The organism is Alteriqipengyuania halimionae (assembly GCF_009827575.1).
Classification (GTDB): Bacteria; Pseudomonadota; Alphaproteobacteria; order Sphingomonadales; family Sphingomonadaceae; genus Alteriqipengyuania_A; species Alteriqipengyuania_A halimionae.
In genome coordinates this window covers 1,235,742-1,256,023 of sequence record NZ_WTYR01000001.1, presented here as the reverse complement: position 1 = coordinate 1,256,023, position 20,282 = coordinate 1,235,742, and the positions used below count along the sequence as shown (strand labels likewise).

Genomic DNA, 20,282 nt, shown 5'->3' with positions numbered 1-20,282 from the left:
TTCGCCGGCGTGACTTTCGCCAGCCCTACTTTCGAGAACCGAGAAACCCGATGCCCCAGATAGCCCAGCTAGCCGAGACCTGGTCCAGCCAGTTCTTCTGGCTCGCGATCTTCTTCGGAATCACCTTCTTCGTCATCGGGATGGGGATGGTACCGAAGGTCATGGACACGGTCGAAAAGCGCGACGGCAAGATTGCCGACGATCTTGCCGCGGCCAAGGCCGCGCGCGATGCGGCCGACGAACAGGAAGAAGCGTGGCGTGTTCGCGAGAACGAAAACCGCGAACGGGCTCGTGCCATCGTCGCCCAGGCGAAGGACGAGGCTGCGGCCAAGTCCGACAAGAAAATCGCGGCCGCGCAGAAGCGGCTCGATGCCAAGCTCGACGAAGCGGAAGTCCGCATCGGCGAAGCGCGCAATGCTGCCATGACCGAAATCGAAGCGGTTGCCGCCGAAGCGGCGCAGGACATCGTCCAGCGCGTTGCCGGCATCAAGGTGACCAAGCCGACCGCAAGCAAGGCCGTCAAGGAGACCATGGCTCATGGCTAACCCTCCCGCCACGCTCGAAACCGAAAGCGCCCAGGCCTACGTCGAAGAGGCCGACGGCCATGGCGGCGCGCATGCCGAACCCACGTTGTGGGGGCTTCAGCCCTTCCAGTGGGTGTCGGTCGCGATGCTCGTCCTGCTGCTGTTCGCGATCTTCGGCGCCAAGGTGCACAAGACGATCACTGGCGGACTCGACAAGAAGATCGCCGACATTCGCGAGCAGCTGGACGAGGCCAAGGAACTGCGTGCCGAAGCTGAGGCGCTGCGTGAAGAATACGCCGCCAAGATCGCCAATGCGGAAAAAGACGCAGAAGCCATGATCGAAAGCGCGAAGACCGAAGCCGAAGGCCTGGTCGAAAAGGCCGAAGCCGATAGCAAGGCGATTGTCGAGCGTCGCAAGCGCATGGCAGAGGATCGCATCGCCGCGGCCGAACGCGAAGCGCTCAACGACGTGCGCAACCGCGCGGTCACCGCGGCGACTGATGCGAGCCGCTCGCTGATCAACGCCAAGCTCGATGCCGATGCCGATCGCGCGCTGGCCGACAAGGTTATCGCCGACATCTAATTTATCCGGTTCGGAGAGGAAGCGCGCTCCATCCCGAAAAGAGGGTGGGGCGCGCTTTATTTTTGGCGTCTGCGTTCAGCCGAAGATCGAAAGATCCAGCGGTTCGGAAGCGCCGAACCAGATGACATGGCGGGTATGATCGGCCAGGTCGTCACCGCTCAGCCCGTGGGCGAAGATCGTCAGCCCGTTGCGCGCTTCGCAGGCCCACACCGTGAAATCGGCAAACTGGGCTGGACGAAGCGATAGCTGGCACGATCCGCGCGGGTGCGGTCCGACCGGTGCGGTGTGGAAGTGGCCGACCGGGCAGCCGAAGCGTTCCTTTGCCTGCTCGGCGAAACGCTGCGCATCGGGCAGCTCGTCACCGTTGAAATAGGTATGCGCGTGAAAGCCGCGGATCGTCATCTCAGAATGCGTCCTTGGCAGCCCGTAACGCGGCGAATGTTTCGTGCGGGGCGTCGCCGCCCCAGCGTGCCTGCATCTCGTCATCGTCGGCGCGCAGGAAGGGGTTGGTCTCGAGTTCGCGCGCCAGCGGGAAGGGCACGGTCGGTTCACCTGCCTCGCGCTTGGCGTCGATCTCCTTGCCATAAGCGATCAGCGCATCGTTGCCAGGATCGGCGTGCAGGGCGAAGGCTGCGTTCGCCTGCGTGTATTCGTGCGCGCAGTAGATCGTGGTGTCACTAGGCAACGACTTGAGCCGCGAGAGGCTGTCCCAGAACTGCTTCGGCTCACCTTCGAACATCCGCCCGCAACCCAGCGCGAACAGCGCGTCGCCGACGAAGGCGAGGTCGTCGTCCGCGAGGTGGTAGGCGATATGCCCTTTGGTATGACCCGGAACGTCGATCACCCGGGCCGTGTGCGCACCCAGCGACACCGTGTCGCCATCGGCCACCACGCGATCGATGGGGGAGAGTTTGGAGACTTCCTGCGGTGCGATCACCGTCGCTCCCGTTGCCTCGACAATGGCCTTGTTTCCGCCGGCATGATCGGGATGCCAGTGGGTGTTGCAGATCTGCGTGATCCGCCAGCCCCTGGCTTCGGCCTGTTTCAGATATTCGGCCCCGTCAGGCGTATCGATCGCCGCGGTTTCACCGCTGTCGGGATCGTGCACGAGGAAGCCATAATTGTCGGACAGGCAGGGGAACTGGTGGATTTCTAGCATGGGAGAGAAGGTAGGCATTCGCGCCGCCATAGAAAAGGCCCGCCGCTCCGATGGGGAGGGCGGGCCTTTCTGTAACCGCTGATGCGGCGTGGAAGAGCTTAGTCTTCCTTCTTCTTCAGCGCTTCGCCGAGGATGTCGCCGAGCGAGGCACCCGAATCGGCCGAACCGAACTGTTCGACGGCCTGCTTCTCTTCGGCGATCTGGTAAGCCTTGATCGAGAAGTTCGGCTTCTTCGAACGATCGAAGCCGGTGACCATCGCGTCGACCTTCTGGCCGGTCTGGAAGCGATCGGGACGCTGTTCGTCACGGTCGCGGCCCAGATCCGAGCGCTTGATGAAGCCGGTCGCGCCGTCGTCGCCGACCTGCACTTCGAGGCCGCCATCGCGGACTTCGAGCACGGTCACGGTGACGATCTGGTTGCGACGCAGGCTGTCGGAGGCACCGGCTTCGCTCGGCGCACCCTTTTCGAGCTGCTTCATGCCGAGGCTGATGCGTTCCTTGTCGACATCGACGTCGAGGACGACGGCTTCGACTTCTTCACCCTTGCGGTGCAGCGCCAGCGCGTCTTCGCCCGAGATGCCCCAGGCGATGTCCGACATGTGGACCATGCCGTCGACGTCGCCCGGAAGGCCGACGAAGAGACCGAATTCGGTAGCGTTCTTGACTTCGCCTTCGACCTTCGAGCCGATCGGGTGGGCTTCGGCGAACTCTTCCCACGGATTGCGCTGGGCCTGCTTGAGACCGAGCGAGATGCGACGCTTCTCGCTGTCGACCTCGAGCACCATGACTTCGACTTCCTGCGAGGTCGAGACGATCTTGCCCGGGTGGACGTTCTTCTTGGTCCAGCTCATTTCCGAAACGTGGACCAGGCCTTCGATGCCCGGCTCCAGTTCGACGAACGCACCGTATTCGGTGATGTTCGTGACCTGGCCCGTCAGCTTGGCACCGACCGGGTACTTGGCCGAAACGCCATCCCACGGATCGCTTTCAAGCTGCTTCATGCCGAGCGAGATACGCTGCGTATCGGCATTGATGCGGACGATCTGCACCGTCACGGTCTGGCCGATTTCGACCACTTCGCTCGGGTGGTTGACGCGCTTGTAGCTCATGTCGGTGACGTGGAGCAGGCCGTCGATGCCGCCGAGGTCGACGAACGCACCGTAATCGGTGATGTTCTTGACCACGCCGTCGATCACCTGGCCCTCGGCCAGCTGGTCGATCAGTTCGCTGCGCTGTTCAGCGCGCGTTTCTTCGAGCACGGCGCGACGCGAAACGACGATGTTGCCGCGACGACGGTCCATCTTGAGGATCTGGAACGGCTGCGGGGTTTCCATCAGCGGGGCGACATCGCGCACCGGACGGATATCGACCTGCGAACCGGGGAGGAAGGCCACGGCGCCGTCGAGATCGACGGTGAAGCCGCCCTTGACCCGGCCGAAGATGCGGCCTTCGACGCGCTTGCCTTCGCCGAATTCATTTTCGAGCTTGTCCCAGGCAGCTTCGCGGCGGGCGCGATCGCGGCTGAGCATGGCTTCGCCGTCGGCGTTCTCGACGCGGTCGACATAGACTTCGACTTCGCTGCCGACTTCGAGCCCGTGCTCGTCTTCGCCGCGCATGAATTCTTTGAGATCGACGCGGCCTTCGCTCTTGAGGCCGACATCGATGATCGCCTTGTCGTTTTCGATACCGGTTACGGTACCCTTTACGACACGACCTTCGAAACCGCCGTCGATTTCATCGCCGAGCTGTTCGTTGAGAAGCGCTTCGAAATCGTCGCGCGAGGGGTTGGCACTGGTTGCCATGGGTGGAATTCCTAGTGACTGATTTTCCGGCCGCCGGGAAAGCCCGGGGACTTTGGAGGCCGAACGTCCCGCGGGGCCGAATGCCGTCGCGAGAGCCCGTTGGCGCGGTATTCGCCGGCAGGTTCCACAATGCGCGGGGGAGGGCGCTCGCGCCCTTCAGTCAAACCCGGCCGTGCTTTGGGATAGCCTGCCGCCGAACGGTTCCGCACCGTCGGACGGGCGCGCGCCTAGGCGAAAACGGGGCGGAAGGCAAGCATATTCGCTTGAACGCGGGTCAGGCCGCGCCGTCCTCGACCATGCGCTTGACCGCGCGGATCGCGGCGGAGATCGCCTCTTCCTTCTTCATCAGCGTGGTGTCGAGGACATAGGCATCTTCGGCCGGCTTCAGCGGGGAGTCTTCGCGCTCCTCGTCGCGCTTGTCGCGCGCTTCGATCTGGGCGGTGATCTCTTCGAGCGTGGTCTCGACGCCGTTCGATTGCATCTCGCGGAAACGGCGCGAGGCACGCGCGGCGGCGCTGGCGGTGACAAAGAGCTTGGCGTCGGCTTCCTCGGGAATGATCACGGTGCCAATGTCGCGTCCGTCGAGCACCGCGCCGCCTTCCTGAAGCGCGAAGCTCCGCTGGCGCTCATAGAGTGCCTCGCGCACGCCCGGATGGACCGAGACGCGGCTCGCCAGCCCGCCGGTCTCTTCGGTCCGCAATTCCGGATCGTTGAGCAGTTCGTCGGGGAAGCCGCAGGCACACAGCGCCTCGACGGGGTCGTCGGGGTTGAAATCCGAAATCACCGCCTGACGGCCGACCGCGCGATAGAGCAGGCCGGTATCGAGGTGGGGCAGTCCGAATTCTTCGGCCAGCGCGCGGGCAATCGTGCCCTTGCCGCTGGCGGTGGGTCCATCGACCGCAATGATCATTTGCTATCTCCGCGTGCATCGATCCGCGACATCCAGCTGCGCAGGATGGCTTCGGTGATGGCGGGCCGCTCTCCGATGAAGGAATGCGATCCGCCGGGGATGACGGCCAGTTCGGCGCCAGGGGTCAGCGTGACGAAATCCTGCACGGTGTCGAGCCGCGCCTCGTCATACTGGCCGATCATGAAAAGGGTGCGCGCGCCGTCAATCCGCGACAGCAGCGGCGTGGCATCGTATCCGACCAGCGTGCCGCGCGCGGAAAACTCGCTCGGCCCCCACATCGCGTTGTAGAGCGTGCCGTTGAAACCCTGTCCCTTGTAAAGCTGGCGATAGGCCAGCGCTTCGGGAGAGGGGGCGGGGCGGTCGGGCCGGCCGTTATAGGCGCGGTAAAAGGCTTCGGTCGCCGGGCCGCAGATATCGGCGGCGGGCGGCGTCTTGCTCTCGCAGGCGATGATGTCGTCCTGCACCGCGTCGGGCAGGTCGCGGATCAGCAGGTTGGTGCCCAGGATCCAGTGCGGGGTCGAGATGAATGTCCCGCCCAGCACCGCGCTTTCGGTGTGTTCGGGATGGGCCGCCGCGTATTCGAGCGCCAAGGCCGAGCCCCAGCTATGGCCGGCGACGTGCCAGCGCTCGATACCCAGCGCTTCGCGGATCGCCTCGAGTTCGGAAACGAAGCGTTCGACGCGCCAATTGGCCGGGTCTTCGGGCCGATCGGACTTTCCGCTGTCGAGCTGATCGTAGAGGATCACCGCGCGCTCGTCCGCCAGCGTGGTGAGCGCGCCGAAGCCGAGATGCGTGCCGCCCGGACCGCCATGGATGAACATCACCGGCGGGTGTTCGGCATCGAGATCGCCATTGACGCGCACCCAGATGTTGCCGCCTTCGACGGGGACCATCAGTTCGCGATCGGCCTTGGCCCATGCCGCCGGTGCTTCCGGCAGGGCGACGTCCTGCGCGGCCAGCGGGGTTGCGGCGGTCAGGCTCGCGAATGCCGCAAAAGCGGCGATCAGCGGGAAACTGCGAATGGTCATGGCGTTTGCCTGCGTTCGCGCAACGCAATGGCGATGCCGTACAGCGCGATGCTCATCCACACGATCTCGAGCACCAGCGTGGGCAGGTTGTAATTGACCAGCAGCGAAACCGTCAGCAGCGCAGCGCCGAGCAGGTTCACGAGGTTGTAGACAAGCTTGTCCATCTGCTGCGCGCGATTCGCGTAAACGAACGCGGCGACGATGCAGAAACTGCCGGCAAAACCTATCAAATCGGCGATTTTGGGCGAAATGGGAATCATGCGCGAGTGCGCTCCAGCGTGTCGATGAAAGCGGGGAAGCTGGTGCCGATAGGCGAAGCGTCGTCGATCGTCACCCCCTCGCGGCTCGCCAGCCCCGCGACAGCCATGCTCATCGCGATCCGGTGATCGAGTTGGGTGGCGATCGGGCCGCCGCCGTTCAGCGGTTCACCGCCGCTGCCGTGCACCGTGAGCCCGTCTTCACGCTCTTCCACCCGCGCGCCGATCGCGGTGAGGGCGGTGGCCATGGCCGAAAGGCGGTCGCTTTCCTTGACCCGCAATTCGGCAAGGCCGCTGGTGCGCGTTGTACCGTGGGCAAGGGAGGCGGCCACGAACAGGACCGGAAATTCGTCGATCATCGAAGCGGCGATGGCCGGATCGACATCGACGCCGGTGAGGTCCGAATGGCGAACGCGCAGATCCGCCACCGGCTCTCCGCCGACTTCGCGGGCGTCGACCGACTCGATCGCGCCGCCCATGTCGCGCAGCACGTCGACCAATCCGGCGCGGGTGGGGTTCATGCCGACATTGCGGATGGTCAGGTCGCTGTCTTCGACCAGCAGGGCGGCGGTAATGAAGAAGGCGGCGGAAGAGGGATCGCCCGGAACGGTGATGGGCTGGGCGCGCAGGTCGGCTTCGCCATTGAGGCGGATCACGTTCGCGCCGTCCTCCTCGCCGATATCGATCCTCGCCCCGAAGGCGCGCAGCATGCGTTCGGAATGATCGCGCGTAGCCTCGGGCTCGATCACTGTGGTGGTGCCGGCGGTGTTGAGCGCCGCGAGCAGCACCGCGCTTTTCACCTGCGCGCTTGCAACCGGCAGGCGATAGGTGATCGGGATTGCCTGTGCTGCACCGGTGATGGTCATCGGCAGGCAGCCATCGCGCGACTTGAATGCGGCACCCATCTGCGAGAGCGGTGCGATGACGCGCCCCATCGGGCGTCGCGAGAGGCTGGCGTCGCCGGTCAGGGTAACCGAGATGGGCTGGCTGGCGAGCAGCCCCGCGAACAACCGCGTGCTGGTGCCGCTATTGCCCATGTCGAGAGGCGCGGTCGGCTGCATAAGGCCACCGGTGCCGAGGCCGTGGACGATCCAGTCCTCGCCATCGCGCGCGATATTCGCGCCCATGGCAGAAAGCGCGGCGGCGGTCGCGATCACGTCTTCGCCCTCGAGCAGGCCCGAAATGCGGGTTTCGCCGATGGCGCTGGCGCCCAGCATCAGGGCGCGATGGCTGATCGACTTGTCGCCCGGCACGGTAATGGTGCCGCGCAGAGGGCCGCCTGGCGGAAAGGTGGTTTGATCGGTGCTCATGGAAAGCTGCGCTTTGACAGCGCCCGTGGCCTATGGCAAGGCGCGCCGCCAATGCGAAGGGGCTTGATTCCACGCCGCCCCGACGCCACCTGCATCTACGAAATTTCTCCCGCGATTTTCGCGGGGCAAGCGTTTGAGGAATACGATGGCCAAACCGGAATGGGGCAGCAAGCGGACTTGCCCGAAATGCGGCACCCGCTTTTACGATCTGGGCGAAGAGCATCCCGTCACCTGCATTGAATGCGGGAACGAGTGGGAGCCCGAGCCCGTCCTGAAGCCCAAGCAGCCTATCCCCTTCGAAGAAGAGAAGAAGGAGAAGGAAGGCGAAGCCGATTCGGATCTGGCCGATGACGATCTGGAAGACATCGACGACGGCGAAGATTCGCCCGACAACGAAGTCGACCTGGGCGGCGACGACGATCTCGGCGTCACCAAGGGCAAGGGCGACGACGATAACGAGGACGACTCGTAAGAATTGTCGCTTTTGCGAAAGCCCTGCACAGATAGGGCTTGCAAATGATCGGACGCGGCCATAGATGGCGCGTCCTTCGCGGGGCTCTGGCTCCGCGACGATTTGAATGATTGGGGCCTTAGCTCAGCTGGGAGAGCGCAACACTGGCAGTGTTGAGGTCAGCGGTTCGATCCCGCTAGGCTCCACCATTCTACCGCCTGACGGCCCTGGCCGGATGGCATCGCAAGAAAAGTCGAATTTCGATTTTGGAATTCGCACGCTGGCCGACGAGGTTTCGTCCGCCGGCGTTTTTCGCGTTTGGCGGATTTGACCGCCGAAAAGGAGTGGCTGAAGCGTGTTCGACAACCTGTCCGATCGCCTTGGTGCAACGCTCGACAAGCTGCGGGGGCGCGGGGCGCTCAAGGAGCAGGACGTTCGCGATGCGATGCGCGAGGTGCGGATCGCGCTGCTCGAAGCCGACGTTGCGCTGCCCGTCGTGCGGCGCTTCATCGAAGCGGTTACAGAAAGGGCCATCGGCCAGGACGTGCTGCGTGCGGTGTCTCCCGGGCAGCAGGTCATCAAGATCGTCAATGACGAGCTGGTGCGCACGCTGGGCGGCGATCCTGAAGCCGAAGAAGGCGCTCCGACGCCCGACGACAATCAGCTCAAGCTCGACGTAAAGCCGCCGGCCGTGGTGATGATGGTCGGCCTGCAGGGCTCGGGTAAGACCACCAGCACCGCCAAGATCGCGCGCTTCATCCGTGAAAAGCACGGCAAGAAGGCGCTGATGGCGTCGCTCGACGTCGCGCGGCCCGCAGCGCAGGAACAGCTCGCGATTCTGGGCCAGCAAGTCGATATCGCGACCCTGCCGATCGTGCCGGGCCAGCAGCCGGTCGACATTGCGCGGCGCGCGATGGAAGCGGCCAAGCTGCAGAATTTCGACGTGCTGATGCTCGACACAGCCGGTCGCCTGCATGTCGATCAGGCGCTCATGGACGAGATGAAGGCGGTCGCCAGCACCGCCGATCCGGCCGAAGTGCTGCTCGTGGTCGACTCGCTGACCGGCCAGGACGCGGTCAACGTCGCCAAGAGCTTCACCGACGAAGTCCCGCTGACCGGCGTGGTGCTGACCCGGATGGACGGCGATGCGCGCGGTGGTGCAGCGCTCTCGATGCGCGCGGTCACCGGCAAGCCGATCAAGTTCGCCGGTACCGGTGAGAAGCTCGACGCACTCGAGGCTTTCCATCCGAAGCGTGTCGCGGGCCGGATCCTCGGCATGGGCGACGTCGTCAGCCTGGTTGAAAAGGCCGCGGCGACGGTCGATGCAGAAGATGCCGAACGCCTCGCCAAGCGCATGTCGAAGGGCGAGTTCGACCTCAACGATCTGCGCACCCAGTTGAAGCAGATGCAGAACATGGGCGGCCTCGGCATGCTCGCCGGCATGCTGCCGGGCATGAAGAAGGCCAAAGCCGCGATGGCCGCGTCCAACATGGACGACAAGGTGTTGCTGCACATGGATGCGATCATCGGTTCGATGACGCCCAAGGAACGCGCCAAGCCCGGCCTGATGAACGCCAAGCGCAAGAAGCGCGTCGCGGCGGGTTCGGGCACGCAGGTTCAGGACATCAACAAGCTGCTCAAGATGCACCAGGAAATGTCCAAGGTGATGAAGCAGATGAAGAAGATGGGCGGCCTCGGCGCGATCGGAAAGATGCTCGGTGGCGGCATGGGCGGCGGCGGCATGGGCGGTATGGGCGGAGGCGGCGCGCCTCCCTCGCTTCCCGGCCTCGGTGGCCCCGGCGGCAGCGCAGACATTCCTCCCGAGCTTCGGGACATGATGAACAAGAAGAAATAAATTCAAAGATTTACGACTGAAAGGTAATATCAAATGGCAGTTGCAATCCGTCTTTCGCGCGGTGGCGCCAAGAAGCGCCCGTACTATCGCATCGTCGTCGCCGATTCGCGCAGCGCGCGCGATGGCAAGTATCTCGAGCAGATCGGCACCTATAACCCGCTGCTCGCCAAGGATGACGAGAACCGCGTCAAGCTGAACGAAGATCGCGCCCGCTACTGGGTCGGCGTCGGCGCGCAGCCGAGCGACCGCGTCGCCCGCTTCCTCGATGCCGCCGGCATCCAGGAGCGTGAAGCGCGCAACAACCCGAACAAGGCCGAACCGGGCGAAAAGGCCAAGGAACGCGCCGAGGAAAAGGCTGCCAAGGAAGCCGAAGCCAAGGAAGCCGAAGAAGCCGCCAAGGCCGAAGCCGAAGCACCGGCTGAAGAAGAAGCCAAGACCGAAGACGCTCCGGCCGAAGAAGCGGCTGCGGAAGACGCTCCGGCTGCCGACGAAGAGAAGTCGGAAGGCTGATCCAGCGTGTCGGACAAGCCCGTTACCCTCGCAGCCATCAAGGGCGCGCATGGCGTGGCGGGCGAAGTCCGGCTCAAACTTTTCGGGGAGGGGTGGGAGCAATTGCGCGACCACCCCTCTTTCAATGGCGGCGCGCTCAACCTTTCGAAGATCCGCTCGGACAATAAGGGCGGCGCGATTGCGCGTTTCGAAGGCGTGTCGAACCGCAACGAGGCCGAGGCCTTGCGCGGCACCACGCTGACCATCCCGCGATCGAGCCTGCCCGCGCTCGACGAGGGCGAATTCTACCATGCCGACCTCATCGGCTTGCCGGTGGTGACCGATGGCGGCGCCGCGATCGGCACGGTCGCCGATGTCCTCAATTACGGCGCAAGCGACCTGGTCGAAATCGAGCGGGAAGAAGGCAAGACCTTCCTTGTCCCGCTGACCGACGAGGCGGTGCCCGAATGGGATGAAGAACACCTGGTGGTGAACGCGGCCTTCGTCGAAGGCTAACGTCGCAGCGGCTGCTGCTCGGCCAAGTGATTGCGGATGGTCGTGGCGGCGACACCTGCTTGGCCCATCGCGTGGGAAATCTGGTCGAGCCCGATCACCACGTCTCCCGCGGCGAACAGGCCGGGGATGCTGGTTTCGAGGTGGTCGCCGGTTTCGATGCACCCGTCCTTGCTGCATTCCGCGCCGGCCTGAACGGCGAGTTCGGAGCGGATGTCGGAGCCGAGCGCGGGATAGACGCTGTCGAATTTCATCCGGCCCTCGGCGGTGTCGAAAGCGAGGCATTCGCCTTCGATCGCAAAATTGCCGATCGGTCCGTCGACCGCAGCGATTTCCGCCGCGCGCACCTTGCGGTCGCAGCTATCCGAAAAATCGTGCTTCGGCAGGGGCGAGACAAGGGTGATGTCGCGCGAATAGGTGCGGATGAACTCGGCTTCGGCGCAGCCATGCGTCCCGGTGCCGATCACCGCCACCTTCTTGTCGGTGACTTCGTAGCCGTCGCAGACCGGGCAATAACGCAGCAACCCGCGCGCCAGTGCCTCGTCGTGCAAATCGTCGTCCATCGCCTCGGGCCGCCGGTTGACGACCCCGGTCGCCAGCAGGACCGAGCGCGCGCGATAAGTCGCGTCGTCGGTTCCGACGATGAAGCCGTCGGCATTGCGTTCGAGATGGATCACGCGCTTTTCCTCGCGCTGCGCGCCGTATTTCTCGGCCTGTTCGAGCATCCGTCTGAGCAGTACCTTCCCATTGATGCCCTCTGGGAAGCCAGCATGGTTGTGGCTCTCGGGGATCCAGGCCGCGCGGCTCTGGCCGTCATCGAACAGGCGAATGTCGAGATGATAGCGCGCGAGATAGATCGCCGCCGTCAGTCCGGCGGGGCCTGCGCCTACGATGATGCAGTCGTCCATGGCGGGATAACGCATGGGTTCCCACTCTGCTCCCGTTTGGTTAGGCACCAGAGCTTATGATTTGCTGGAACCAACCATGACACATTTTGTCGCATTGATCGTTAGTGTGATCATCAGTTTCGCCCAGATATTGCTCATCCCTATTGGTATCGTATCTCTATGGTGTGTTTTCGGGCGCCCCCGAAGCGCGAAGATTGCGGCCATCGTCGCAGCTTTGCTCTACCCCCTGACCGTTTTCATCGGCTTCATGGCAATGGGAGGTTTCGGAAGGTTTTTCGACAATAATCCGGTGCCGTCTCTTGTGGCTGCGATTTTGCTGAGTGCCACGGTTCTGCTCGGCTATCGATGTGCTCTGCGTATCTCGTCGCGCATTCTCGAAATGAAAGAATTTGGCATCCGCCCATGACCTTCTCGACCACCGTCATCACCCTTTATCCGGAGATGTTCCCCGGGCCGCTCGGCGCGTCTTTGGCTGGGCGGGCGATGGAGCGCGGGGACTGGTCGCTCGATACGGTGCAATTGCGCGATTTCGCAACCGACAAGCACCGCACGGTCGACGATACGCCGGCCGGCGGCGGTGCGGGCATGGTCCTGAAGGCCGATGTGCTGGGCGCCGCGATCGACCATGCGCGCAGCCTGTCGCCCGACGCCCCCGTCCTCGCCATGACCCCGCGCGGTAAGCCGGTATCACAGGCGCGGATCCGCGAACTCGCCGCTGGGCCGGGTGTCACCTTGCTGTGCGGACGTTTCGAAGGGTTCGACGAGCGCATATTCGACGGGCGCGAGGTCGAGGAAGTCTCGCTCGGCGATATCGTGCTTTCCGGCGGCGAACCGGCGGCGATTGCGATACTCGACGCTTGCATTCGGCTGCTGCCCGGCGTAATGGGCGCGCCGACGAGCGGTATCGAGGAATCGTTCGAGAACGGCCTCCTCGAATATCCGCAGTTTACCCGACCTCAGGAATGGGAAGGGCGCACGATCCCTGAAGTGCTGCGATCGGGGGATCATGCGAAGATCGCTGCTTGGCGCAAGGCAAGGAGCGAACACGATACACGGTTACGCAGGCCGGACCTTTGGGAGCGTCATACGGGCGCTCGGGACCAGTCTGCCTCTGGCGCGCGGCATGAAACGAAGGAAGATTAGGCCATGAACCTGATCCAGACACTCGAAGCCGAGGCGATCGACCATCTCGGCAAGGATATCCCCGAATTCCGTCCGGGCGACACCGTCCGCGTCGGCGTGCGCGTCAAGGAAGGCGAGCGCGAGCGTATCCAGAACTTCGAAGGCGTGTGCATCGCGCGTTCGAACCGTGGCATGGGCTCGAACTTCACCGTCCGCAAGATGAGCTTCGGCGAAGGCGTCGAGCGCGTTTTCCCGCTCTACTCGCCGAACGTCGACAGCCTCACCGTGGTTCGCCGCGGTGCCGTGCGTCGAGCGAAGCTGTATTACCTGCGCGGCCGCACCGGCAAGAGCGCGCGTATCGCCGAACGTCGCGACACGCGCCCGGCCAAGGACGCGAAGTAAGCTTCCAAGGCTTATCCGCCTGGCAAAAATCGAGGGGCGCTTCCGGCAAGGGAGCGCCCCTTTTGCATTTCGCCCCCACATTCGTCATTGCGAGCGGCAGTGCCGCGCGGCAATCCGGAACTGGCATTGTGCCGAGCTGGATCGCTACGCTCGCGATGACGAGATTTGGATGTTTGGGAGAGAATGAAACACCATGCGATATCTGCTTGCCGCCCTGATGCTGAGCGCATCCGCCATTCCCGCATCAGCGCAGGAGGTCGCAATGACTGATACCGCCGAAGCGCCGGAACTGACCTTCGAACGCGTCTTCGCCTCTCCCTCCCTCGATGGCGCTGCTCCGCGCGGGGTGAAGCTCTCTCCCGATGGACGCTATCTTACCTTGCTGCGCAATCGAGAGGACGATCGCGATCGTTACGATCTGTGGGCGTTCGACCGCGAGGCCGCCGACTGGACCATGCTGGTCGACAGCGAGACGGTTGGCTCGGGTCGCGAATTGTCCGAAGACGAAAAGATGCAGCGCGAGCGCGCGCGGGTCGGCAATCTCAAGGGCATCATCACCTATCAGTGGGCGCCCGATGGCGAGGGGCTGCTCGTGCCGCTCGACGGGGACCTCTACCTAGCACGGCTCGATGGCACGGTGGCACGTCTCACCGATACCGAGGAAAGCGAACTCAACCCGACGCTTAGCAAGAAGGGCACCTATGTTTCCTTCGTACGCGATCGGCAGTTGTGGGTCGGGCGCGTGGGCGAGAAGGCGAAGCCAGTCACGCCCAAGGAAGGCGACACGATCCGCTGGGGCGAAGCCGAGTTCGTCGCGCAGGAGGAAATGGGCCGCCTGACCGGTTTCTGGTGGAGCCCGAACGAGCGCCGCATCGCCGTCCAGCGCACCGATGAAGCGCCGGTCGGGATCGTCACCCGCGCCGCGATCGGTGCGACCGGCACCAAGACCTTCGAACAGCGCTATCCGGTGGCTGGCAGCGACAATGCCGATGTGCGGCTGTTCATCCAGGATCCGGATGGGGCAAACCGCGTCGAAGTCGATCTGGGTGACGAGAAGGATATCTATATCCCGCGCGTCGACTGGTCGCCCGATGGTGGCTCGCTGTTCGTCCAGCGCCAGAACCGGCTTCAGAATGTGCTCGAACTGCTCTCGGTCGATCCCGTCAGCGGTGAGAGCGAAGTGATCCTGACCGAAAAGGCGCAGGACGGTTACTGGGTCAACCTCTCCGACAATTACCGCTTCCTCAAGGATGGCACCATGCTGTGGTGGTCGGAAAGCGATGGCTGGGCGCACCTCTATCTGCGTACCCGTGAGGGCCCGGTTCAGCTCACGAAGGGCGAGTGGGAAGTGAAGGACCTTGTCGGCGTGGACGAGGACGCACGGCGCATCTGGTTCACCGGCACCAAGGACGATCCGCTCGAAACGCATGTCTACACGATGAGCATCGACGATCCGTCCTCGATCCGCCGTGTGACCGAACTCGGCTATACCAACGGAGCGAGCATGGATGCGAAGGGGCAGACGCTGCTGATCTCGCGTTCCAACGATACGCAGCCGACCCAGAGCTACATCGCCGATGGCGATGGCAATCGCCTGGCCTGGATCGAGGAAAACCGCGTCGATGCGGATCACCCGTATGCGCCGTATCTCGCCAGCCATCGTCCGGCCCAATACGGTTCGATCGAGGCCAGTGACGGCAGCGATCTCTATTACGAGATGGTCACGCCCGAACTCGAACCGGGCAAACGCTATCCGGTGTTCTTCTACCACTATGGCGGGCCGACCTCGCAGGTGGTGGACAAGGGCTGGGGCGGCGCATTGCGGCAGGCGGTGGTCGACAAGGGGTATATCTGGTTCGCGCTCGACAATCGCGGCACGCCCGGTCGCGGAGTGGATTTCCTAAAGCAGATCTACCGCGCGATGGGCACGATCGAGGTCGAGGACCAGGCTACCGGGGCGAAATGGCTCAAGACGCTCGATTTCGTCGATCCCGACAAGATCGCGACCTATGGCTGGTCCTATGGCGGCTACATGTCGATCCTGATGCTCGAACGCTATCCGGGCCTCTATGCCGCCGGAATTGCGGGCGCCCCGGTGACCAAGTGGGAGCTCTACGACACCCATTACACCGAGCGCTTCCTCGGCACCCCGCAGGACGATGCGGAAGCCTACGCGACCGGCAATGCGATCCTGGAGGCCGACAAGATCGTCGATCCGCTGCTGCTGGTCCACGGCATGGCCGATGACAATGTGGTGTTCGAAAACGCGACCGAACTGATCGCGGCGCTGCAGGAGGCCAATGTCCAGTTCGATATGATGCTCTACCCCGGCTACACCCACCGTGTGGCGGGCGAGAACATCTCGCCGCATTTGTGGAACACCTATTTCCGTTTCCTCGAGCAGAACGGGGTGACGGCTCCGGAATAGTAGGGGCGCACGATGAGCGAAAAGAAAGGCAATCTCAGCCTGCTGGCTGTCTGGGCAATCGGCGTTGGCGGGATGGTCGGCGGGGGAATATTCTCGACGCTCGGCGTGGTGATATCGAGTGCGGGGCACTGGGCGGCGCTCAGCTTCGTGCTCGGCGGACTGGTAGCCTATGCCACCGGTCACTCGCTCGCGGCGCTGACCGTGCAGGCGGACGAGGCGGGCGGGATCTATACCTTCCTGAGAGACCGCAAGCAGACGACGGTGGCGCGCTTTTCCGCTTGGGTGCTTTTGGCGGGCTATGTCCTGACCTGCGCGGTTTATGCCTATACTTTCGGCGCCTATATCGCCCACGCGCTGAACGGGGCGGCCTGGGTCTCGCCCGCGATGGCGGCGTTGGCGATCGTCTCGATGACGGCGATCAACCTGCGCGGGGCAGGGCAGGCCGCGGGCGTCGAGATCGCGATCGTGTGTGCGAAACTCGTAATCCTCGCGCTGCTCGCTGCCTATGGCCTTTCGCAGTTCGATGCGGGCAAACTCGAGATTCCGCAGCAGCCGGGCCTGATCGGCATCGTCGTCGGCGCGGCGAGCGTGTTCATGGCCTATGAGGGCTTCGAATTGCTGGCTTACGACTATGACGACATGGAAGATCGCAAGGCCACCATGCGCCGGGTCATGCCGTTCGCGATCGGGAGCGCTGCAGTGATCTACGTCCTCGTGTGCCTTGCCGTGCCGATGCTGACGGGGACGAAGGCAGTGATCGAGAACGGCGAAGTCGCGCTCTCCTTGGCGGGCAAGCAGGCGGCGGGCACGGCGGGGCTGCTGTTCGTGACCGTGGCGGCGGCGCTTTCGACCGCGTCGGCGATCAATGCCACGCTGTTCTCCTCCGCGCGCCTCGCCAGAGAAGTGGCGAATGACGATGCGCTGCCCAAGGCGATGGGCAAGATCAATGGCGAAGGTTCACCCTATTTCGCCGTGCTCACGATCGCAGTGCTTGCGCTGACGCTCGCGCTGGCCGGCGGGCTCGACGGTCTGGTCTCGGGCGCGAGTGTCGTGTTCCTGCTGGTATTCGGCACGGTCAACGCGCTCGCGTGGAAGGAAAATGTCGGTAAGCGCTTCATCACCATGCCCGGCACGATCGGTGCCTTTGCGGCGCTCGCCGTCCTGCTCGCCCACTTCGCCGGTCTGATCTAGCCGCACGTGTCATTGCAAGTGCCCGGCAAGCCGCTACATCGGCAGGCAACGTGAATGCAGGAGAATACATTGGGCTATAAAGTTGCCGTAGTCGGCGCGACGGGAAATGTCGGACGCGAAGTGATGCAGGTTCTCGCCGAGCGCGAGTTTCCGTGCGACGAGATTGCCGCGATCGCTTCCTCGCGCTCGCAGGGCACCGAGGTCGAATTCGGCGACACGGGCAAAATGCTCAAATGCAAGAATATCGAACACTTCGATTTTACCGGCTGGGACATTGCGCTGTTTGCAGCCGGCGGCGAAGTGTCGAAGACCTACGCCCCCAAGGCCGCCAAGGCGGGTTGCGTGGTGATCGACAATTCGTCGCATTACCGGATGGACCCGGATGTGCCACTCATCGTGCCGGAAGTGAATCCGGACGCGATTTCAGGCTATTCGAAGAAGAACATCATCGCCAATCCGAACTGCTCGACCGCGCAGATGGTGGTCGCGCTCAAGCCGCTCCATGATGTGGCTACGATCAAGCGGGTTGTCGTTTCCACGTACCAGTCGGTCTCCGGCGCGGGTAAGGCCGGGATGGACGAACTGTTCGAGCAGAGCCGCGCGATCTTCGTCGGCGATTCTCCCGAACCGGCCAAGTTCCAGAAGCAGATCGCCTTCAACGTGATCCCGCAGATCGACGTCTTCCTCGACGATGGGTCGACCAAGGAAGAATGGAAGATGGTGGTCGAGACCAAGAAGATCCTCGACCCCAAGATCAAGCTGTCCGCCACCTGCGTTCGGGTCCCGGTCTTCGTCGGACATTCCGAAGCGATCTCGATCGAGTTCGAGAATGAGATTTCGGCCGAACACGCTCAGGATATCCTGCGCGAGGCACCGGGGATCATGCTGATCGACAAGCGTGAGGACGGTGGATACGTCACCCCGGTCGAGTGTGTCGGCGACAGCGCCACCTTCATCAGCCGCGTGCGCGAAGATCCCACGGTCGACAACGGTCTGACGCTGTGGTGCGTATCGGATAATCTGCGCAAGGGCGCGGCGCTCAATGCGGTGCAGATTGCCGAGCTGCTCGGCCGTGAATGCCTGAAAAAGGGATGATGAAGATGCGGCTTGCGATCCTCTTGTCCGGTCTGGCGCTCGTCGGGTGCTCTTCGCAAGAAGCGGAGGCTCCCGACGTCGTCGAGACCGCGCCGGCGGCCGAAAGAGCCTCGCCGGAGGAAACCAGCGAGCCTGCGCCTGACACCGAAACCTGGGACGCCCCCGAAAGCGACGGAGCCGATGCTTCCGAAAAGGGGCCGATACCCACGCTCGACGGCAACGGGCTGCGCATGGTTTTGCAGACCGGCGCAACCAGGGTCATGGCGTTCGGGATGGAGCGCAAGCTGATCGAGAACGTCGTCGGTCGTGCGCTGGGCAAAGGCGGCACGCGTTCGCGCAATGCCGAATGCGGCGCTGGGCCGATGGAGTTTTCGAAGGTCGATGGACTGACGCTCAATTTCCAGGACGGCAAATTCGTTGGCTGGACCGTCGAGGCGCCATCCTCGCTATCGACGATGGACGGGATCGCCATCGGAAAGACCCGCGCCGAGATCGAGGATACGCGCGCGCTGACAATGGTGGACGACAGCACGCTGGGTCAGGAATTCACGACCGGCGGCATCGGCGGTTTCCTCGACGGCGAGGGCGACACGGTGAACATGCTCTTTGCCGGGACGCAGTGCTTCTTCCGTTAGGCTTGATTTGGCCGGGATGCTGACGGGCCGGGTTTTTTCGGTCCGCGCATCAGCAGAACCAGCGGAACTGCGGCCAGGCTCATCCACATCATCATATAGAAATCGTCGATATAGGCGATCATGCCCGCCTGCCGCTGGATCTCCATATCGACCAGCGCGAGCGGGACATCGCCGAGCGACTGATACTGGTCGAGCGTCGAGATATCGATGGAGCCGGTCGAAGCGGTGGTGATATGCGCGGCCAGGTCGGCATGGCTGATCTGCATGTTGCGCGCGAGCATGACGGTGGCGATCGAAATGCCGATCGACGAGCCGACCGAGCGGAACAGGTTGAGCATGCTCGATCCGTCGGTGCGGAGGTATGGGGCGAGGGTCGCGAATGCGACCGTCTGCAAAGGGATGAAAACCAGCCCGATGCCGATCCCCTGAACCGATCCCGACAATACGATGTGCCAGCGATCGACCGCGAGCGACCAATGCGACATCTCCCAGAGCGAGAAGGCGGTAATCAGGAAGCCGACGGTGACGAGGATACGCGCGTCGAGCCCCTTGCGGGTGAGGATCCCGGCGAGCTGCATCGAGATCAGGACCCCGATCCCGCGCGGCATCAGCACCAGGCCCGTATCGATCACGCTGTAACCGAACAGGTGTTGGAGCATCGGCGGTAGCAGCGCCATGTTGGCGAACAGGACCATCCCGATCGCGACCATGAAGGCCAGTGCGATGACGAAATTGCGATCGGCGAACAGCGCGCGCTCGATCAGCGGGTGGCGCGCGGTGGAGAAATGGATCGCCACCACCCATGCCGCGCTGATCACGAGGCCGGTGTAGATCCAGATCTCGCCTGCGTCGTACCAGCCGACCTGCTGGCCACGATCGAGCAGCAATTGCAGCGCGCTGAGCCCGACCGCGATCGCGGCGAACCCGAACAGGTCGAACCGACGCTCGCGTTGCCCTCGCGATGGCAGGATACCGATCAGGATCGCCAGCGCGATAAGGCCGATCGGCACGTTGACGTAGAACACCCAACGCCAGTTCCAGTACTCGGTCAGATAGCCGCCCAATACGGGGCCGAGGATCGGGCCGATCATGATGCCCATGCCCCAGATCGCCATCATCTGTGGGTGCTTGCTGGGTTTGGAACTGTCGAGGAGGAAGGACTGGCTGAGCGGAGCGATGAAGGCGCCCGCCACGCCCTGGATCGCGCGGAATACAACCATTTCGGCCAGGCTGGTGGCAATTCCGCACAGTGCCGAGGCGATGATGAAGCCTGCCACCGCGCCGATGAACAGCTTGCGCGCGCCGATCCTGTCGGCCAGCCAGCCGGTGATGGGCATCGCGACTGCCGAGGCGATGATGTAGCTCGTCAGCACCCAGGTGACGGTATCGACCGTCGCACCAAGCGCGGCCTGCATATGCGGGATCGCGACATTGGCGATCGTCGTGTCGAGCACCTGGAGCAGCGAAGCGAGCATGACGCCGACGATCAGCAGCGGCTGGTTGGCGACCGGAAGCGCCGCGACGTCCGCTTGCGCGTGGTCGCTTGGCGGCTGCGCTGCGGGCTCCGCTGCAGCGGCGGAGGGCCGAGCGTCTCGCAGTGAAGGCGAGGACGAGGCCAAG

At 63.6% G+C, this 20,282-nt stretch carries 22 protein-coding genes and 1 tRNA gene; 14 read left to right on the top strand and 9 right to left on the bottom strand.

Features of this window, described 5'->3' with window-relative positions; translation table 11 throughout:
• Positions 1-50 precede the first annotated feature (50 nt).
• Positions 51-545: a F0F1 ATP synthase subunit B family protein gene (locus GRI68_RS06170; RefSeq protein WP_160616438.1), complete on the top strand. Its 495-nt coding sequence runs from the start codon at positions 51-53 to the stop codon at positions 543-545.
• Positions 538-1,107 carry a F0F1 ATP synthase subunit B family protein gene (locus GRI68_RS06165; protein WP_160616437.1) on the top strand — a complete coding sequence of 190 codons (570 nt, stop codon included), beginning with the start codon at positions 538-540 and terminating at the stop codon, positions 1,105-1,107. Before GRI68_RS06170 ends, GRI68_RS06165 begins: the two co-directional genes overlap by 8 nt.
• A 75-nt stretch (positions 1,108-1,182) precedes the next feature.
• Here GRI68_RS06165 and GRI68_RS06160 read toward each other — a convergent pair whose 3' ends face one another.
• The 7 genes from GRI68_RS06160 to aroA form a co-directional block, all read right to left on the bottom strand.
• Entirely contained in the window at positions 1,183-1,509 is a 327-nt protein-coding gene (locus GRI68_RS06160; RefSeq protein ID WP_160616436.1) for a DOPA 4,5-dioxygenase family protein, read from the bottom strand.
• A gap of 1 nt (position 1,510) precedes the next feature.
• Positions 1,511-2,266, bottom strand: a complete 756-nt coding sequence (gene gloB / locus GRI68_RS06155; protein WP_160616435.1) for a hydroxyacylglutathione hydrolase — start codon at positions 2,264-2,266, stop codon at positions 1,511-1,513.
• A 98-nt stretch (positions 2,267-2,364) separates the two neighbouring features.
• Positions 2,365-4,068, bottom strand: coding sequence for a 30S ribosomal protein S1 (gene rpsA / locus GRI68_RS06150; protein ID WP_160616434.1), 1,704 nt, complete (start codon positions 4,066-4,068; stop codon positions 2,365-2,367).
• A 274-nt stretch (positions 4,069-4,342) separates the two neighbouring features.
• On the bottom strand, positions 4,343-4,978 hold the full coding sequence (locus GRI68_RS06145; protein ID WP_160616433.1) for a (d)CMP kinase: 636 nt from the start codon (positions 4,976-4,978) through the stop codon (positions 4,343-4,345).
• Positions 4,975-6,006: a proline iminopeptidase-family hydrolase gene (locus tag GRI68_RS06140; protein WP_160616432.1), complete on the bottom strand. Its 1,032-nt coding sequence runs from the start codon at positions 6,004-6,006 to the stop codon at positions 4,975-4,977. The genes GRI68_RS06145 and GRI68_RS06140 overlap by 4 nt, the downstream gene beginning before the upstream one ends.
• Positions 6,003-6,266 carry a CBU_0592 family membrane protein gene (locus tag GRI68_RS06135; protein ID WP_160616431.1) on the bottom strand — a complete coding sequence of 88 codons (264 nt, stop codon included), beginning with the start codon at positions 6,264-6,266 and terminating at the stop codon, positions 6,003-6,005. Before GRI68_RS06135 ends, GRI68_RS06140 begins: the two co-directional genes overlap by 4 nt.
• The gene (gene aroA, locus GRI68_RS06130) at positions 6,263-7,573 is read right to left on the bottom strand and encodes a 3-phosphoshikimate 1-carboxyvinyltransferase (protein ID WP_160616430.1); all 1,311 of its coding nucleotides are present in this window, start codon (positions 7,571-7,573) and stop codon (positions 6,263-6,265) included. The genes GRI68_RS06135 and aroA overlap by 4 nt, the downstream gene beginning before the upstream one ends.
• A gap of 145 nt (positions 7,574-7,718) precedes the next feature.
• On the opposite strand from aroA, the gene GRI68_RS06125 reads away from it, so the two are divergent.
• From GRI68_RS06125 to rimM, 5 genes are all read left to right on the top strand, one after another.
• Entirely contained in the window at positions 7,719-8,045 is a 327-nt protein-coding gene (locus GRI68_RS06125; RefSeq protein WP_160616429.1) for a TIGR02300 family protein, read from the top strand.
• 112 nt (positions 8,046-8,157) lie between these two features.
• Positions 8,158-8,233 (top strand) — tRNA-Ala (locus GRI68_RS06120).
• Positions 8,234-8,379: 146 nt separating this feature from the next.
• Positions 8,380-9,879 (top strand): signal recognition particle protein, encoded by a 1,500-nt coding sequence (gene ffh, locus GRI68_RS06115; protein WP_160616428.1) that lies wholly within the window; start codon positions 8,380-8,382, stop codon positions 9,877-9,879.
• A 33-nt stretch (positions 9,880-9,912) separates the two neighbouring features.
• Positions 9,913-10,389 (top strand): 30S ribosomal protein S16, encoded by a 477-nt coding sequence (gene rpsP / locus GRI68_RS06110; protein ID WP_160616427.1) that lies wholly within the window; start codon positions 9,913-9,915, stop codon positions 10,387-10,389.
• A gap of 6 nt (positions 10,390-10,395) precedes the next feature.
• On the top strand, positions 10,396-10,884 hold the full coding sequence (rimM, locus tag GRI68_RS06105) for a ribosome maturation factor RimM (RefSeq protein WP_160616426.1): 489 nt from the start codon (positions 10,396-10,398) through the stop codon (positions 10,882-10,884).
• Here the strand turns inward: rimM and GRI68_RS06100 are convergent.
• Positions 10,881-11,789 (bottom strand): NAD(P)/FAD-dependent oxidoreductase, encoded by a 909-nt coding sequence (locus GRI68_RS06100; RefSeq protein ID WP_160617865.1) that lies wholly within the window; start codon positions 11,787-11,789, stop codon positions 10,881-10,883. The two genes, rimM and GRI68_RS06100, sit on opposite strands and share 4 nt — an antisense overlap.
• Positions 11,790-11,865: 76 nt before the next feature.
• Between GRI68_RS06100 and GRI68_RS06095 the strand changes: the two genes are divergently transcribed.
• The 7 genes from GRI68_RS06095 (at position 11,866) to GRI68_RS06065 (ending at position 18,662) form a co-directional block, all read left to right on the top strand.
• The gene (locus GRI68_RS06095; protein WP_160616425.1) at positions 11,866-12,195 is read left to right on the top strand and encodes a hypothetical protein; all 330 of its coding nucleotides are present in this window, start codon (positions 11,866-11,868) and stop codon (positions 12,193-12,195) included.
• Positions 12,192-12,932 (top strand): tRNA (guanosine(37)-N1)-methyltransferase TrmD, encoded by a 741-nt coding sequence (gene trmD, locus GRI68_RS06090; RefSeq protein ID WP_160616424.1) that lies wholly within the window; start codon positions 12,192-12,194, stop codon positions 12,930-12,932. The genes GRI68_RS06095 and trmD overlap by 4 nt, the downstream gene beginning before the upstream one ends.
• A 3-nt stretch (positions 12,933-12,935) precedes the next feature.
• Positions 12,936-13,313 (top strand): 50S ribosomal protein L19, encoded by a 378-nt coding sequence (rplS, locus tag GRI68_RS06085; protein ID WP_160616423.1) that lies wholly within the window; start codon positions 12,936-12,938, stop codon positions 13,311-13,313.
• A gap of 193 nt (positions 13,314-13,506) precedes the next feature.
• On the top strand, positions 13,507-15,741 hold the full coding sequence (locus GRI68_RS06080) for a S9 family peptidase (protein WP_160616422.1): 2,235 nt from the start codon (positions 13,507-13,509) through the stop codon (positions 15,739-15,741).
• A gap of 12 nt (positions 15,742-15,753) precedes the next feature.
• Entirely contained in the window at positions 15,754-16,932 is a 1,179-nt protein-coding gene (locus GRI68_RS06075) for an APC family permease (protein WP_160616421.1), read from the top strand.
• Between the two features lie 69 nt (positions 16,933-17,001).
• On the top strand, positions 17,002-18,027 hold the full coding sequence (locus GRI68_RS06070) for an aspartate-semialdehyde dehydrogenase (protein ID WP_160616420.1): 1,026 nt from the start codon (positions 17,002-17,004) through the stop codon (positions 18,025-18,027).
• Complete coding sequence (locus tag GRI68_RS06065; protein WP_160616419.1) at positions 18,009-18,662, top strand: hypothetical protein; 654 nt, start codon at positions 18,009-18,011, stop codon at positions 18,660-18,662. Before GRI68_RS06070 ends, GRI68_RS06065 begins: the two co-directional genes overlap by 19 nt.
• Here the strand turns inward: GRI68_RS06065 and GRI68_RS06060 are convergent.
• Positions 18,659-20,281, bottom strand: coding sequence for a DHA2 family efflux MFS transporter permease subunit (locus GRI68_RS06060; RefSeq protein WP_267902090.1), 1,623 nt, complete (start codon positions 20,279-20,281; stop codon positions 18,659-18,661). The genes GRI68_RS06065 and GRI68_RS06060 overlap by 4 nt on opposite strands.
• Between the last annotated feature and the right edge of the window lies 1 nt (position 20,282).

Bases quoted from the DNA above. Each gene is read 5' to 3' on its own strand.
- gloB (WP_160616435.1), bottom strand. From the start codon at position 2,266: ATGCTAGAAATCCACCAGTTCCCCTGCCTGTCCGACAATTATGGCTTC.
- GRI68_RS06075 (WP_160616421.1), top strand. From the start codon at position 15,754: ATGAGCGAAAAGAAAGGCAATCTCAGCCTGCTGGCTGTCTGGGCAATC.
- GRI68_RS06125 (WP_160616429.1), top strand. From the start codon at position 7,719: ATGGCCAAACCGGAATGGGGCAGCAAGCGGACTTGCCCGAAATGCGGC.
- rplS (WP_160616423.1), top strand. From the start codon at position 12,936: ATGAACCTGATCCAGACACTCGAAGCCGAGGCGATCGACCATCTCGGC.
- GRI68_RS06170 (WP_160616438.1), top strand. From the start codon at position 51: ATGCCCCAGATAGCCCAGCTAGCCGAGACCTGGTCCAGCCAGTTCTTC.
- trmD (WP_160616424.1), top strand. From the start codon at position 12,192: ATGACCTTCTCGACCACCGTCATCACCCTTTATCCGGAGATGTTCCCC.
- GRI68_RS06080 (WP_160616422.1), top strand. From the start codon at position 13,507: ATGCGATATCTGCTTGCCGCCCTGATGCTGAGCGCATCCGCCATTCCC.
- GRI68_RS06135 (WP_160616431.1), bottom strand. From the start codon at position 6,266: ATGATTCCCATTTCGCCCAAAATCGCCGATTTGATAGGTTTTGCCGGC.
- GRI68_RS06095 (WP_160616425.1), top strand. From the start codon at position 11,866: ATGACACATTTTGTCGCATTGATCGTTAGTGTGATCATCAGTTTCGCC.
- aroA (WP_160616430.1), bottom strand. From the start codon at position 7,573: ATGAGCACCGATCAAACCACCTTTCCGCCAGGCGGCCCTCTGCGCGGC.
- GRI68_RS06165 (WP_160616437.1), top strand. From the start codon at position 538: ATGGCTAACCCTCCCGCCACGCTCGAAACCGAAAGCGCCCAGGCCTAC.
- GRI68_RS06065 (WP_160616419.1), top strand. From the start codon at position 18,009: ATGCCTGAAAAAGGGATGATGAAGATGCGGCTTGCGATCCTCTTGTCC.
- GRI68_RS06145 (WP_160616433.1), bottom strand. From the start codon at position 4,978: ATGATCATTGCGGTCGATGGACCCACCGCCAGCGGCAAGGGCACGATT.
- GRI68_RS06100 (WP_160617865.1), bottom strand. From the start codon at position 11,789: ATGGACGACTGCATCATCGTAGGCGCAGGCCCCGCCGGACTGACGGCG.
- rpsP (WP_160616427.1), top strand. From the start codon at position 9,913: ATGGCAGTTGCAATCCGTCTTTCGCGCGGTGGCGCCAAGAAGCGCCCG.
- GRI68_RS06160 (WP_160616436.1), bottom strand. From the start codon at position 1,509: ATGACGATCCGCGGCTTTCACGCGCATACCTATTTCAACGGTGACGAG.
- rpsA (WP_160616434.1), bottom strand. From the start codon at position 4,068: ATGGCAACCAGTGCCAACCCCTCGCGCGACGATTTCGAAGCGCTTCTC.
- GRI68_RS06140 (WP_160616432.1), bottom strand. From the start codon at position 6,006: ATGACCATTCGCAGTTTCCCGCTGATCGCCGCTTTTGCGGCATTCGCG.